Source organism: Nostoc sp. PCC 7524 (assembly GCF_000316645.1).
In the GTDB taxonomy this organism is placed as follows: Bacteria; Cyanobacteriota; Cyanobacteriia; order Cyanobacteriales; family Nostocaceae; genus Trichormus.
On sequence record NC_019684.1, the window covers coordinates 5,609,034 to 5,622,509 of the forward strand.

The window sequence follows — 13,476 nt, forward strand, 5'->3', positions numbered from 1 at the left end:
ATCACATTAAATCCAGCAAACATCACATCTGTAATTTTTGTAAGAGTTCAGTGCTAATTGGTGATGTTGCTAAAATTTGATGCTTAATACCTCCCCAAACACTACCATTGTGGGCGCGGTGCAAAGCTAAAATTTCAGGTGTGTGCTGGGAGATGAAAACTTTTGGTGGAGCAAGTTGACCCAGCGATCGCGCCCGATGATAATGATGTGATTGTGATAGAGCCTGATCTAGTTGTTGAGCAAGAATTTCTGGTGTTTCTTGTGCAGTATCAAGTAAAAGAATATACTGAGGTGGATCAGCGATAGGAACTAAACTTTTAAAATGAGTCCCTTGTAAGTTAATGCTATTCAAAGCTTGATGCACAAAATTTTCTTGCAACTTTTCACCCACTAAATCACTAACGGCTGGATGTCTTCCCAGAAATTCTAAACAGGGTGTATTGTGATAGTAATGAGTCACACGGATGCGATCGCCAATTCGATAACGATACAAACCGCCTTTCTGTGACAAAATGATTGTGTATTCTTGACCAATGCTGAGTTCGTGTAATTTATACAAAGAACCAGTATCATCTTCAAACTCAAAAAACACCTCATCTAAAACCGGAACATATCCCTGTGCTGCAATCAAGGGAATTGTCATTGGTGCTTCAGTTGCTAGCAGTCCCTTACCTTGAATTAAAACATTGGGGAATTGCGATCGCAATCCCTTGGCTTGGTCAGCGGCGTTAGCACTATCCCAGCAGGAAATCAGCTTTAAGCTTGGCCAGAGTTGCGTCCAGGGTATATTGTCGCCGAGAAGTTGCAGGCGATCGCGTGATATTCTGCCTTGTAATTCCCCACGCAATAACTCATGATTTTCTTGAATATATTTTAAATGTACTTGTAAGAAACTCGGACTCCAAATCGAAATAATTTCTAATGTCTCAGCCTGCAATAATGCCAAGGCTAACTGATGTTTAAATTGTTGCGGATCATGCAAACGATTTAATCCATTAGGCATCACCAACCAAGGACGCAAAAACCAACGCAGCCAACCATCAAGATAATCTAAATCATCTTGTAAAGATGGAGAATTCGATTGATTTAATTGTGGTGAAATGCAGGCGTAAAGCTTACCCGTGGAGAATTTCGGCCCATTAGCAATTAAATCATGCGCCCAGACGCAGAACATTTGATTAAATGATCGCCGCAAGGATTGAGTGTAAGGAATCCATTTGACTGCGCCACTACTACCAGAAGTTTTTTCATAGAATAAAATCGGTTCGGGTGTGAGTGAAATTGACTGACCTTGGTGATGTTTTTCGGGCTTGCCAAACCAAGGTGCAAGGGTGTCGTAATCAACAATTGGAACACGTTCCCAATCAGCTATAGAATTAATTCCCAAGGCTTTACCGTATGGGGTTGCAATTAGGCGATCGCAAATTTCCCTCTGCACAGATGTCTGCATTGATTCAGGGTCATCCAATGCTTGATGAAACCGTCGCGCAGTTGGTGCGAGGAGTTGCCCAAAAAGCTGAATAATCGGACGCATCATACCAAAGTAAACCAGTATCATTACATCCTATATTATTTTTTCATAGCCTCGTTGACGATAAGAAAGTAGCTAAAGGTATATCGGAGCGATCCCCGTCCTTCCGTGAAGAGTATTTACACTGAAAGATGCTGTATAATATCCTAGAAACAGGTGTTATACAAAAAATTTGTTTATATGGTGGCAAGAGTTGCCTGTATAGTTATGCGTGATATTAAAAGAGACGGTAAATGATAAATTTTAATATTAGCGATATTAGAAGAATGACAAAGATGCTTGTACCGAAAGCAGACTTTGACGGTTCTTTTACTTTTTACTACGACGAAACAAATAATTTGAGAAAATTCTATGTAAGGGAAATTGACTTTAATTACTCTTTTACTGCTAATTTTGTTTTAGGTGGTTTAGTTTACGAAGGAACACAACCTGATATTAAACCGTTATTTGATAAGCTTAATTTACAAAAAAATATTAAAGAAGTAAAACTTAAGCATATTGCTAGAGGTGAGTTTATTGACTGCTTGAAATCTGGAAAACTGAATTTATTTTTGGAATACCTCTTCGGCAATAATTTATATATTCATTATTCAAGTCTAAATATTCTTTATTGGTCTATTGTCGATATTGTTGATTCTGCAATTGTGAACTCAGAAGTAGCAATGCAGTTGAAACCAAGCTTCTGGAATTACCTGAAAAATGACATATACAAGCTTGCAAAACTCGAAATTGAGTCTGTAATTGAACTATTTTATAACTTTGAATATCCTAATATTAAAAAGAAATCAGTTTTAAAATTCATTGAAGAATTAATTTGGATATTTGATAAATATATTGAAACAGAAGAATTTCCCTTCGGATTAGAATGCCTCAGACAAATACTCAAAGAAGTAACAAAACATGAATCACTTCCATTTATAATGGACGAAGAAGACCATATTTTGATAAATAACTTTTCGCAATTTTATCTAAGACCTATTTATTTATTCAAAAATTCAAGTCATATTTTTGATAATGAAGTTGAGATTTCGGAAATCCTTTCAGACTACAAAATAATTGATGATGATAAAGAAATCAAAAACTATTCTTTTGTTGACTCACAAAGCAACTTACTTATTCAAGCTTCTGACATTTTTGTCGGTTTAATGGGTAAACTTGCTAATTATATAAACACTAATTCACGAGAAAAAATAGCAAATGATTTTGCTTCCTTCTCCGATAAACAACTGAAAAACATTGACTCGCTTCTAGACTTGATAGATAAATCCCATAACAAAAATGTTGCTTTTTTACATTCGATAGATAGTTATGAAGAATTGACAAAAATGAACTTAATACGTGAAATTAGAAATAGAAACTACGCATAACAAGTCTCTGCACCGTAATGCCATAAAATAGCGTGATCGCTAATCTCGTTGGGTGCGTTGCCACCGTAAACGCACCGCCTCAAATAAATGAATTAATGCAGTTCTAAACAATGAAGATTAGGCTTCTCTAAAAGTTCTTGAATTGCTCCTTGTCCAGCACGGATGAGAGATTCAACTTGATGAGTAGGCGCATTTCCACATCTTAACCATACTACTTTCGGCGGAGAACCATACAATCGACTTCTTTCTGCAAAATCTGCATCTTGAGTGACAATGCAGAAATCGTTCAACTTAGCAAACTCCCAAATCTCTGTATCTGTTTTCTCAGCTAGTTCATAAAACTGTACATGGCTAGCATTGGGGAAAATATCAGCCAAGCGAGTAACTAATTTTCGGCTGAGGTTTTGATCAAATAGTAGTTTCAAGCGACACTCACCGAAGCAACTAGACGATGATCGCGATCAGCCGCAAACTCTAGACAGGCTCTAATGTCTGTTTCTGTCAATTCAGGAAAGTCGTCAATAATCTCAGCAATAGACATTCCAGCAGCTAGCCAGCCAAGAACATCATAAACCGTAATCCTCATCCGTCGGATACAAGGTTTGCCACCACGTTTATCCGGTTCAATAGTAATGATGTCGCGATAGCTCATAATATAGACGGGTTGTTAGGTTTATATTTAAGTCTAGAGCAGGCTAACTTAGTTATAGCTTAAGAGGGTGTTTGAAAAGTCAGGTATGTTGTAAAAAAGCTCTCTCAGTATACGCTGTGAATAGATAATCAACAGCACCGAGAGAGCGACATGAGTAAAGCTTACCCCAGTAACCTGAGCCTCGCACAATATGAATTTCTTAGCGACTTGATTCCAGAAGGGAAACCGGGTGGTCGTAAGCGTGAAGTCGATATGTGGGAAGTCCTGAATGCAATTTTTTACATCCTGCTAGAAGGAGTGAGATGGCGATGCCTACGGCGGGCTACGCCTACGCTACCTGGGGACTTTCCTACGAGAGCAAACAGTGTACACATATTTCCGAAACTGGCGTAAAGACGGGACATGGTTGCACATTCACGATAGTCTCCGAGAGTGGACGAGAATCGAAATTGAACGTCATCCGAGTCCATCGGAAGCGATAATTGATAGCCAAAGCGTCAAGAGTGCGGCAATGGTGAGTCAATCAGTAGGCTTTGATGCTGGCAAGAAAATCAAAGGACGCAAGAGATTTATGACCGTTGATACCTTGGGGTTAGTGCTGCGGGTTTTGGTAACAGCAGCCAATGTCGGTGAGCGAGAAGGAGGCAAACAAGTTCTCCAACGAGTTAAACAGTCTCAGCCACAATCTCGGTTAACCACCATCTGGGTTGATGGTGGCTTTGATGGGGAACCGTTCATGCAGTGGGTCATGAATTTTTGTCGCTGGATTGTACAGGTGGTGCTGCGACCAGAGCAAAGCAAGGGCTTTGTTTTACTCAAAAAACGTTGGGTGGTGGAACGCACTTTTGGCTGGTTCATGGGATGTCGGCGATTGGTCAGAGATTATGAATTATTGCCCGAAACCTCAGAAACTTTTATCTATCTTGCAATGATCCGTATTATGGTGAAGCGATTGGCTTAATTTTTGACTCCCTAAAACTTTTCAAACATCCTCTAAGATCAGAGTTACTCCTGCTATACCGGATAACTTACATGACAGCCGCAAAGCGTGTTATTCATAGTGACCCTGACATCCTGGGAGGAACTCCTGTTTTTGTTGGAACTCGTGTGCCAATGAAAACTTTGCTTGATTATCTCGAAGCAGGCGATTCACTCGATGAATTCTTAGATCATTTTCCCAGTGTTAGTCGTGATCAGGCGATCGCCGCCCTTGAATTAGCCAAGGAAATGCTGACAGCCTATGCGAATCCTGCTTGATGCGATCGCAAGTTATTTCCACTCCACAACCTTACTATTTAATAGTATTGGTAGTAACCAAAAGACTCTAAATAACCTGTAAAATCATGGACTGGCAAACTCGAATAATTCTCGATCCCAATATCTTGGTTGGTAAACCCATTATCAAGGGAACACGACTGGCTGTTGAATTTATTATTGATCTTCTTGCTCAAGGCTGGACTACTGATGAAATTCTTCGTAATTATCCAGGTATTACCATGACGGATATCCAAGCCTGTCTCAGTTACGCCAGTGCTGCTCTCAAGTCTGAAAAAATTTACGCCATTCCTACCTAATTCATGCGTTTCCTTGCTAACGAAAACTTTCCCCTCGATGCAGTTGAAGCACTACGACAAATTACTGTACCTGCTGGTTAGGATAAAGGTTTGTGGCAGCCCCAATAAAGGTATTATCAGCAATCACTACACCGGGAGCAAGATGAGAGCCAGCACCGACAAACACATTGCTACCTATCTTCACTTTTTTGACATACAACATTAAGTCATGCTTACGGGGTTTGATGACATGGGAATAAATTCCGACACGATGACCGATAACCACGCGATCGCCTATTTCTATTAAACCGCGATCGGCAATTTCTAATCCCGGTGTCCAGTAAACATCTCTTCCTACTTTCGCACCCCATAAGCGCAACCACATCGAAAACGCGCCAGGAATCAACCGCAGCACTGCCTCCAAAGCTGGGATTGCAATATAAATGGACTGGATTTGATGACTACCCCACCAAGGACTATATTCTTTACTTAGTAAATAACTAATACCCTCCTGCACAGGATACACCCATTGATGGCAGCGATAAACTAGCACAGGAAAGCCGTAAATAGAAAAAAATACAGCTATTAGGCTGAAAATACTGGGTGAATAGGCAAAATAAAAGATTGCAGTCCCAGTGAGCATAAATACTAGGGTAGGAAAAAATAAGAGAATCTTACTTAGAAGTGTCATGAAAAGGGAAAGAAAAGTTTTTGAGTCAAAGTTAAGGAACTAGAAATACCTATCGCCGATGGTAAGGCGTTACTGTGATAATAAGTGCCATGTAACCTGTCCCAAAGTTTCAGATTAGCACCATAGTTGCAATGATAATTTTCACTGCAATGATGCCAAGCATGATCCTGGGGTAAAATCAACCAGGGAGACACAAATTGATACAGCCAATGATTGGTAGGAATAATCAAGCGGCTATGTCTCCATAAATCTAGGGCAGAAGTGAGACTGACTCCTAGTAAATAACCTGTGGGATCAGCTAATAGATATAGAAATAAAGTGTGTACCCATAAATAAATAATTAGTAAGCTTGTCCAGATAGTGTTTCGAGAAGTACCTAAGACATCCATCTGTGTGACTGTGTGATGCACTTGATGCACTTGCCAAAACCATTTACTATGCAATAAACGATGATTCCAGTAATATAAATAATCAGCCACAACAAAGCTAATAATAAAAGATAAAATTGGTGATAAGTTTAAATGTCCATGTTGATTTGGTAATAAATATTGGTAAATATTATAAACTAAAGTTACTTGTAATAAGGGAATTAAAATCCCTTGAATTGTTAACCCAAGAGTATCTATTAACCAATCTTCTCGGCTTTTAATTTTTAGTTGAGTGCGTCCAAATTGATTACTAATTGTCCAGCCAACTAAGCCAATAAATGCACCGAAAATTATCAATTGTGCCAAGTTTTGTATATTCACAAGATTAAACCCAAAATGTCACCTTCACAGATTGCTTTGGCAATAATCGTGGGTCTTCTCCACGAGCGATCGCTGCTCTAATGGACTCAACAAACACATGAATTGTGTCAGCCGGAGTATGAGCAAATTGTGTACCGTATTTAGCAATTACTTCACCCTGAATCGCCAAAATTTCTACATCTTGGCGGATAATATGTTGCGCCGTCCACCAGACAAACGGACGCGCTAATTTATTCCAAATGCCGTAGTTATAAGTAACATCAGTGTAGACCAAAGTGGAATTTTCGGTTTCGGGGATAGATTGACTGGTAATAAATAAATGGCGATCGCGTCCCATTTGATATTCCACAGAGGTAATATTGGGCATATAAAAGCGATCGCTATGTTTAATCTCTGCGCCTTCTCGATTTAAAAACCGCGTGTACCATCCCAAATTACTGTTTTCGTTACGATATTCCACCAACACCGCACCATTTTCACGCTCAACCGTCATCTCTAACTTTTGCTGGCGCGAAGTCCGAAAAACACCAGGATGTACAAAAGCTGTATGAGGAATATCAATAAAATTTTCTGCACAATTGGTGACGTTATTCGCAAACCGATTAATTACCCGCACCGTCTCCCAACCAGCTTCTCCATAGTGAGGCATAGAAAAGGGTGCAAAGTCAACGCTGGGGTTTTCAGCTAACCGCACATATACATATCCGTCTTGTTCCTTAGTCGCGTAAGCTTTGGCTTGACGCTGCTGCGAAGGTTGAAAATCAACACCCTCAGCCGGAACAGCAATTACTTTACCATTGCGATCGTATACCCAACCATGATAGGGACATTGTAAAGCACCTTGACAGACATTTCCTGCCGACAAACGACTACTGCGATGTAAACAGCGATCGCGCAACGCCACAGGTTGTCCATCTTCACCGCGAAATATTGCTAACCACTCGCCTAAAAGCGATCGCGCCAGCACCGTGTTAGATTTTAGCTGCTCACTGAGTGTGACAATATACCAAAAATCTGCAAATTGCATAGTAGATGATATTATTGAAAGCCATTTCTTAAATATGACTACATTACTGTATCTATAAAATTCCAAAAGAGCTAATTTACACAGAAACATCAAGCAAAAATCATGTAAATGAAAAATCTCAATCATGCTAATTTAAATTGATACAAATGTTGCTATTACAATGGCGAATTTATATTTATTTAAATAAATATGTTTTCTGATGTGCTTGAGAATATAATTGTATCTGAGTAGTATAGGTTAGGAGCAGAGGTAAAACTATGACTTTGGAACAAGCAGTTTTAAAAACCTTCCGAGAATTGCCCACAGATAAACAACAAGAGGTTTTAGATTTTATTCAATTTCTCCAATATAAATTATCAGCTATAAAAACACTTGCTATATCTGATAATCAAGAAAATTTAACAGACAATCAAGAGGTTAATGATTTTTGGTCAGCTTTACAAGACTTTAGACAAAGGGTGGATTTAGAAAGTATTGATGATGATACTTTTGAAAATTTGCGGGATAGATCACCAGGAAGAGAAGTTAATTTATGAGTCTAAAGTATTTGCTAGATACTAACATCTTGTCTGAGTCTAAACGACCTCAACCCAATGATAAAGTAATGGGAAAGCTAAGGTTATATAGACAAGAGATAGCCACAGCTACAGTAGTTATCCATGAGATGTTATATGGTTGTTTGCGTCTTCCTATGTCTAAAAAACGTCAAGATATAGAAGACTATATCAACAATGTGATTTTAGCACAACTTCCTTTATTTGATTATAATCTCCAAGCGGCACAATATCACGCCCAGGAAAGAGCAAGGTTATCTAAAGTTGGTAGAAAACCTGCTTTTGTTGATGGGCAAATTGCCTCTATTGCAGTTACCAATGATTTGATTTTAGTAACAAATAATGTGACAGATTTTCAAGATTTCGAGCTTCTAAAAATAGAAAATTGGTTTTGTTGATTTACTAAAATTAAAGTGTTAATAATCAGTGGTGAAAAGAAACAATTTTAGGAGATGTTTTTATATTCTAATAGAGATTAAAATTTATAGCAAACAGGGTTTAAAAGTGGCCAGTTGCACCTGGAAACTTAGAAAAAATTACTCCTCAGTGAATCAGAAGTTTACTTGTATTACAGTGTGCGGATAGTCACATTGTCTGTAATGTCTATTTGACAGGCTAATCGTGCATTTGGATGATTTGGGGCAAATGTATCTAACATTTCCTGTTCATCAGGTTGAGGAGGAGGAATATCACCAATTACCTCAACCAAACAAGTTCCACAAATACCAGTCCGACAACCAAATAAAACAGGTGAATTTTGAATAGTCAAATGCTCAGATAAATTTTGGTGACATTCCAGAACCAAAGATTCATAAACACTACCCGGAAAAGAAATAGTACACAAATTAGACATAGTATTTAAGCCAAACTCTTGCGTTCTTCTTCGCGCCTTTGTCTTGAAAAGTTCTGATCGGAGGAAACCTCCGCTCAGACTTTTCGCTGCGCCTTTGCGTGAGACAAAAACAAACCCTCCAACTCCTCACGACAATACCCTTCAAACCTCCCAAAAGCCCTTTTTTGCATCTCCAAACATCGAGAAATAGAATTACCCCCCATCAAAGACATCTCCCGATTACGCCGCCAAAGATAATCTAACTTTTCCACATAAACCTTATAAGATGCCATCGCCTCCTGATGAGTTAAAAAACTTCGATTTAACCCTTCCGACTCCTCCGTAAAACAGCGACGCATCATTTCCTTAGCGTCAGTGTCACCCATCTCAAAAACAGGCGATCGCAACACATAATAAATCTTGCTATACAACGCTGGATCATACCAAAAAATCCCGTTAATCGCCGCCGAAAAATGAAAGTGATCACGCTGACATCCCAACAACCCCAAATTCGCTACTAATTGCTCAAACGCAGTTGGCGAAGGAAGATAGTTAATCACATCATGAGAAATAATTGTAGAACTATTGAAGTGAAAACTTTCATCTAAAAAGTGATAATAAGAGATTTTCGCCGGAATTGGTGCAACCTCTGGCTGAGAATGTTTCTGATAGTAATTGCTGAGTTTGTGCTGTACTAATTTTCCGTTTAGTGTCCGCACTCCCCGGACTGTAAAATACTGACAAGCTAAAAAAGTATTATTTGCAGATATCAACCCGAAGTATTGCAATTGAATTTTTTTCCACCAAGTTTTCAGAGCGTTAGTATCTGCATAAACCATCGTTTCTGTAAACGGGCCGCGCATGGGATATGTAAAGATGAGTTTACCAAATAAGGCTTGCTCAACTTGTTTGGCTATGGTGCGGAAAGCGTTAATATGCGCTCTTTCTTGGGAGGATTCTAAGTCTAAGGTATCGCAGATTAAGCGGAAGTCTTCTTGAGCATATAAACCGGCTGCACTGGTTTGATTAAAATAGATGGTTGCAATCTCGGCGGAGACTATTTGTGAGTAGTAGGCTACCCAGTAAAGATGGTTTAAAATTATACGTTGGTGCGGGGTGGATTGTTCCCAGAGGGGTGTACCGTAAAGTAGGGAAAATTCTTCTGGATTCCAATATTCGTTTTGACAATCTTCGTAGCGGAAGTTGGCGGCTGTTTCTTCCATTACAGCCGTGTGATCTTGCTGTTTGTTGCGGGTGTGGTTGATTTGGAGTTTGCGATGGGTGGTTTGGTTCATAGAAGTTTCGCGCAAAGGCGCAAAGGCGCAGAGAGAGGGTTTATACGCATTGGTGAGGGGGGAGGGGTGTGAATGATCTTTGTGTTTCTAATGTTTGAACTATTACATTTGCGGTGGTTTTTTGCATGAGCGATCGCAGTATTTGTAATCTTGTAGCACTGTGGGTTTGTGTGTCCAGTTGTTCGAGAATTTGGATTTTTTGCGATCGCGACAGATGTCCTTTTACTTGTTCGATGGCTGATAATATGCTTTGTGGGCCGATTTGTATCATGAAGAGAAATTTGGTTAATACTTCGAGGATGGTTGTTTTACTGTCGGGTGTCATAGGAGTTTGGTTAAATAATGTTGAGCCTGTGCTGTGATGACGGGCTTCTGCGTCCAGAAAACTGGAGAATAGTTTTGCTAAGGCTGGATGCTGACATGATTTAGCCAAGCGGCGATAATGACTCAAACCCCATCCTTCTAAGACAACCTGAAGCACAAATAACAATACTGTTTTGTCTGCACTTTCCACGACTTCTGCTAGTAACCGCAGAAATGGATCGTCAGTGTGAGTTTGTTGTGTTTCTGGTAAAAAATGGCTGATTTGGTTTAAATGGGTGGCTTCATCGGCTGTAAACATGGCGTAGAGCATTCGCTCTTCTATTGTTTCTGCTAACATCACCATCTTGGCCATGTAGCCAACGCCTGCTTTTTCAATAAAATAGGATTCTGTTAACAAGCCGCGATTGAGGAGTTGAAGTATAGCTAACTGTTCGTTTTCACTGGCTTGTTGAAAAATTTGAACTTGATGCAGATTAAAAAATGTTGCATCCCAATAATCGTATTGAGGATGTAAAGAATTCTCGCTTTGATTTGGTAATGCTGCTGTCAGTATGCGCCGCAAACGATTATCAGGATCTATATGTGGTAAGTCAAGTCCAGCAACTTGATATTTTAAATTTGTATTAATCATTCTATTGCATTGAAAAGTTAGTTTAATAATGTCTGTCTAGAACCCTTACCCTGCAAAAAGAGGAGAGTTTTGCTCCCCATTCCCTTGTAGGGAAGGGGGTTGGGGGGTTAGGTTTTTATGACTAAATTGATGTTCTACCGTCTCTGTTGCAGAAACAGTTTCCCAAGTTCCCCAAGTTAAAGCTTGTTGCTGATTAACGTGTTGGATAAATTGCAAAATAGAATGATCAGCTTTGGTGGGAGTCTTCAAATCAAACTTAATTGTCTGAAATACCTGTGTATCACCTTTGGCGAAGTAATTACCAACTTGCTGAGTTAACCACAGCAAGCCACGATTGACAACCCATCCCCACCATCCCCGACGCTTGGGAGTGACTAAGATTGTTTGTCCTTCGGTTTTGCCACCTTCAATCATTCGCAGTGCAAATATGATGTAAAAGTGCAGAAAATCTGGCCCCAGTGTGACAGTCCCAGTGCTGCCATACCAATAACACATACTATAAGTAACTTCGTTGCGGTATAGAGGGCGAATCAGGCGAATCAACCAGGAATCATCTCCGCCTCGTGTGGTGTTGCTGAATGTAATAGCGTTGGCGTTGAGGTTTTGACAATCAAATACAATCTCTAAGGGTAAATTGTGTACTGTATTAAAGTGATGAGCATCGATCGCATTAATCAGTAAGACATTGGGATGGCAGTTTTTCACAAACCGAGTTCCCAACAGATAATCACACTCTACCTCTTCCAGTTCTGGGACGAAAGGTAACGCGGTAGGTTGTTCTTCTCCTACCCACACCCAAATTAAACCGTACTTTTCGGTTATCTGCCAAGTTTTGATACAGACTGGCAAGGGTTTTCCCTGAGAAGGTACATCTACACAAATTCCGCGATCGCTATACTTCCAATTATGGAAAAAGCAGCGAATCCCATCACCTTCTACTTTACCCTCCGCTAAATGCGCCCCCATGTGAGGACAATAAGCATCTACCGCCACCACTTGACCACTAACTCCGCGATAAATTGCGAGGTTTCTCCCCAGTAGTGTGACAGCTTTTACCTTGCCAACTTTTAATTGTTTGGATGGTAATGTCCAATACCATCCGGCTATGAATTGGGTAGAATTGTTAAAGTTTGCGTGTTGGCTGGTAGAAGACATAAGCAATGGGGACTGGGGATTGGAGACTGTTGTTTAGTTAATTAAAGGCGTTGCTGATTGAGAATATGAATTTTTCTCACGCATACCGCCTCTGGCGTTCCCGCAGGGTAGGCGCAAAGACGCAAAGGAACAAAGAATAAAAAACTCTTTCTTCCGCTACACCCCTATGGGAAATTCAAAATTCAAAATTAACATCCTCTTACTTTTGACTTTTGCCTTTTGACTTTTGATTTTATTTCGCCCCTACACCCCTATCATGGACAAATTCTAACAACGATTCTGACTGCCACATCCGTTGTCCAGCGTGGGTGAGATTTTCATAACTGATTTCAGTTAAACAAACCAATTCATCGCCTAGACGATAGCCTGGGTTTGTTTCTTCAAAGAATTTGATATGGGGATTCGTCTGTCGTCCTGTGGGGATTTCAATTAAACCCTCACGCAGAATTTGAGGATTGGGGAAGCGAACAATACCAGTTGCTTCTTGATAACACTCACCGTAGTATTCCTGTGCCAGATTTGTTATAAGATTTGCGATATCAGAGGGTGTAGCGGTATCGTAGCGGGGATAGAACTCTTGCCAAAAGGTGGGGAGAAAGCGGTAGGTACGAAAACCGGAGCAAATTAGCAGCCAGTAAAGTTTATTATCCGCATAGTATTGACGCAGAAAATTTACAGCAGCAATCCAGGTGCGTGGTAGGGCTGTACTCGACCAAGCACTGGGATCAACAATCGTATCACCGGAATAGACTACACTAATGCGTTCTCCAGCAAAATTTGTCTGACGTAACATCAGGGTAGAAAACCCTTTGAGGGTGTTTGTGATTTCTTCTCTCAACAGCAACACCCAGTTTTTGCGTTCTAAATCAGCCTGGAATCCTTCCCATGTGACACCTTGAAAGTGATTGTTTAGTAACGCATACATGGCGATGCGATCGCTTGCTTGCAGCTTTTGAACAGGGACTAGCCAATTCTTCATTATTCGGCAATTACCTAAACTCGGTTTGTGGGATGTTTATAATTAACACGTTATCGAGCCAAACGGTGAAATTACGGTGTCATGTGACAGATGCGAGAATGGATACATCAAAGAGCATAAGCATTCTCACATAGCG

16 protein-coding genes and 1 pseudogene are annotated in these 13,476 nt (G+C 40.0%); 6 read left to right on the top strand and 11 right to left on the bottom strand.

From position 1 onward, the window contains the following. Positions 1-22: 22 nt before the first annotated feature. Positions 23-1,534, bottom strand: coding sequence for a GH3 family domain-containing protein (locus tag NOS7524_RS22785; RefSeq protein ID WP_041555917.1), 1,512 nt, complete (start codon positions 1,532-1,534; stop codon positions 23-25). A gap of 230 nt (positions 1,535-1,764) precedes the next feature. On the opposite strand from NOS7524_RS22785, the gene NOS7524_RS22790 reads away from it, so the two are divergent. Further along, the gene (locus NOS7524_RS22790) at positions 1,765-2,898 is read left to right on the top strand and encodes a DUF3800 domain-containing protein (RefSeq protein ID WP_144050903.1); all 1,134 of its coding nucleotides are present in this window, start codon (positions 1,765-1,767) and stop codon (positions 2,896-2,898) included. Positions 2,899-2,990: 92 nt separating this feature from the next. Here NOS7524_RS22790 and NOS7524_RS22795 read toward each other — a convergent pair whose 3' ends face one another. Further along, on the bottom strand, positions 2,991-3,323 hold the full coding sequence (locus tag NOS7524_RS22795; protein ID WP_015140837.1) for a DUF5615 family PIN-like protein: 333 nt from the start codon (positions 3,321-3,323) through the stop codon (positions 2,991-2,993). Beyond that, complete coding sequence (locus NOS7524_RS22800; RefSeq protein WP_015140838.1) at positions 3,320-3,550, bottom strand: DUF433 domain-containing protein; 231 nt, start codon at positions 3,548-3,550, stop codon at positions 3,320-3,322. The genes NOS7524_RS22795 and NOS7524_RS22800 overlap by 4 nt, the downstream gene beginning before the upstream one ends. 150 nt (positions 3,551-3,700) lie before the next feature. On the opposite strand from NOS7524_RS22800, the pseudogene NOS7524_RS22805 reads away from it, so the two are divergent. The 3 genes and pseudogenes from NOS7524_RS22805 to NOS7524_RS22815 all read left to right on the top strand — a co-directional run bounded on the left by NOS7524_RS22805 (position 3,701) and on the right by NOS7524_RS22815 (position 5,124). Then, positions 3,701-4,511: pseudogene (locus tag NOS7524_RS22805) on the top strand (IS5 family transposase). 71 nt (positions 4,512-4,582) lie between these two features. Further along, positions 4,583-4,807 (top strand): DUF433 domain-containing protein, encoded by a 225-nt coding sequence (locus NOS7524_RS22810; protein ID WP_015140839.1) that lies wholly within the window; start codon positions 4,583-4,585, stop codon positions 4,805-4,807. An 86-nt stretch (positions 4,808-4,893) separates the two neighbouring features. Continuing rightward, a complete protein-coding gene (locus NOS7524_RS22815) occupies positions 4,894-5,124 on the top strand; it encodes a DUF433 domain-containing protein (protein ID WP_015140840.1) in 231 nt (76 codons plus the stop codon). A gap of 61 nt (positions 5,125-5,185) precedes the next feature. Here the strand turns inward: NOS7524_RS22815 and NOS7524_RS22820 are convergent, their stop codons facing one another. The 3 genes from NOS7524_RS22820 to NOS7524_RS22830 are packed head-to-tail and all read right to left on the bottom strand — an operon-like array spanning position 5,186 to position 7,570. Continuing rightward, on the bottom strand, positions 5,186-5,794 hold the full coding sequence (locus NOS7524_RS22820) for a DapH/DapD/GlmU-related protein (protein ID WP_015140841.1): 609 nt from the start codon (positions 5,792-5,794) through the stop codon (positions 5,186-5,188). After that, complete coding sequence (locus tag NOS7524_RS22825) at positions 5,791-6,543, bottom strand: sterol desaturase family protein (protein WP_015140842.1); 753 nt, start codon at positions 6,541-6,543, stop codon at positions 5,791-5,793. The genes NOS7524_RS22820 and NOS7524_RS22825 overlap by 4 nt, the downstream gene beginning before the upstream one ends. 4 nt (positions 6,544-6,547) lie before the next feature. Beyond that, positions 6,548-7,570 carry an aromatic ring-hydroxylating dioxygenase subunit alpha gene (locus NOS7524_RS22830; RefSeq protein WP_015140843.1) on the bottom strand — a complete coding sequence of 341 codons (1,023 nt, stop codon included), beginning with the start codon at positions 7,568-7,570 and terminating at the stop codon, positions 6,548-6,550. A gap of 257 nt (positions 7,571-7,827) precedes the next feature. On the opposite strand from NOS7524_RS22830, the gene NOS7524_RS22835 reads away from it, so the two are divergent. Together NOS7524_RS22835 and NOS7524_RS22840 are read left to right on the top strand one after the other, a co-directional pair. Then, a complete protein-coding gene (locus tag NOS7524_RS22835; RefSeq protein ID WP_015140844.1) occupies positions 7,828-8,106 on the top strand; it encodes a DUF2281 domain-containing protein in 279 nt (92 codons plus the stop codon). Further along, a complete protein-coding gene (locus NOS7524_RS22840; protein WP_015140845.1) occupies positions 8,103-8,522 on the top strand; it encodes a type II toxin-antitoxin system VapC family toxin in 420 nt (139 codons plus the stop codon). The genes NOS7524_RS22835 and NOS7524_RS22840 overlap by 4 nt, the downstream gene beginning before the upstream one ends. 170 nt (positions 8,523-8,692) lie before the next feature. On the opposite strand, the gene NOS7524_RS22845 is transcribed toward NOS7524_RS22840, so the two are convergent. The 5 genes from NOS7524_RS22845 to NOS7524_RS22865 form a co-directional block, all read right to left on the bottom strand. Continuing rightward, positions 8,693-8,977 carry a 2Fe-2S iron-sulfur cluster-binding protein gene (locus tag NOS7524_RS22845; protein WP_015140846.1) on the bottom strand — a complete coding sequence of 95 codons (285 nt, stop codon included), beginning with the start codon at positions 8,975-8,977 and terminating at the stop codon, positions 8,693-8,695. Positions 8,978-9,051: 74 nt separating this feature from the next. Then, positions 9,052-10,251: a hypothetical protein gene (locus tag NOS7524_RS22850; RefSeq protein ID WP_015140847.1), complete on the bottom strand. Its 1,200-nt coding sequence runs from the start codon at positions 10,249-10,251 to the stop codon at positions 9,052-9,054. A 40-nt stretch (positions 10,252-10,291) separates the two neighbouring features. Beyond that, the gene (locus tag NOS7524_RS22855) at positions 10,292-11,206 is read right to left on the bottom strand and encodes a ferritin-like domain-containing protein (protein ID WP_015140848.1); all 915 of its coding nucleotides are present in this window, start codon (positions 11,204-11,206) and stop codon (positions 10,292-10,294) included. Between the two features lie 45 nt (positions 11,207-11,251). After that, positions 11,252-12,361 carry an aromatic ring-hydroxylating dioxygenase subunit alpha gene (locus NOS7524_RS22860; RefSeq protein WP_015140849.1) on the bottom strand — a complete coding sequence of 370 codons (1,110 nt, stop codon included), beginning with the start codon at positions 12,359-12,361 and terminating at the stop codon, positions 11,252-11,254. Positions 12,362-12,593: 232 nt separating this feature from the next. Continuing rightward, positions 12,594-13,340 (bottom strand): hypothetical protein, encoded by a 747-nt coding sequence (locus tag NOS7524_RS22865; protein WP_015140850.1) that lies wholly within the window; start codon positions 13,338-13,340, stop codon positions 12,594-12,596. Between the last annotated feature and the right edge of the window lie 136 nt (positions 13,341-13,476).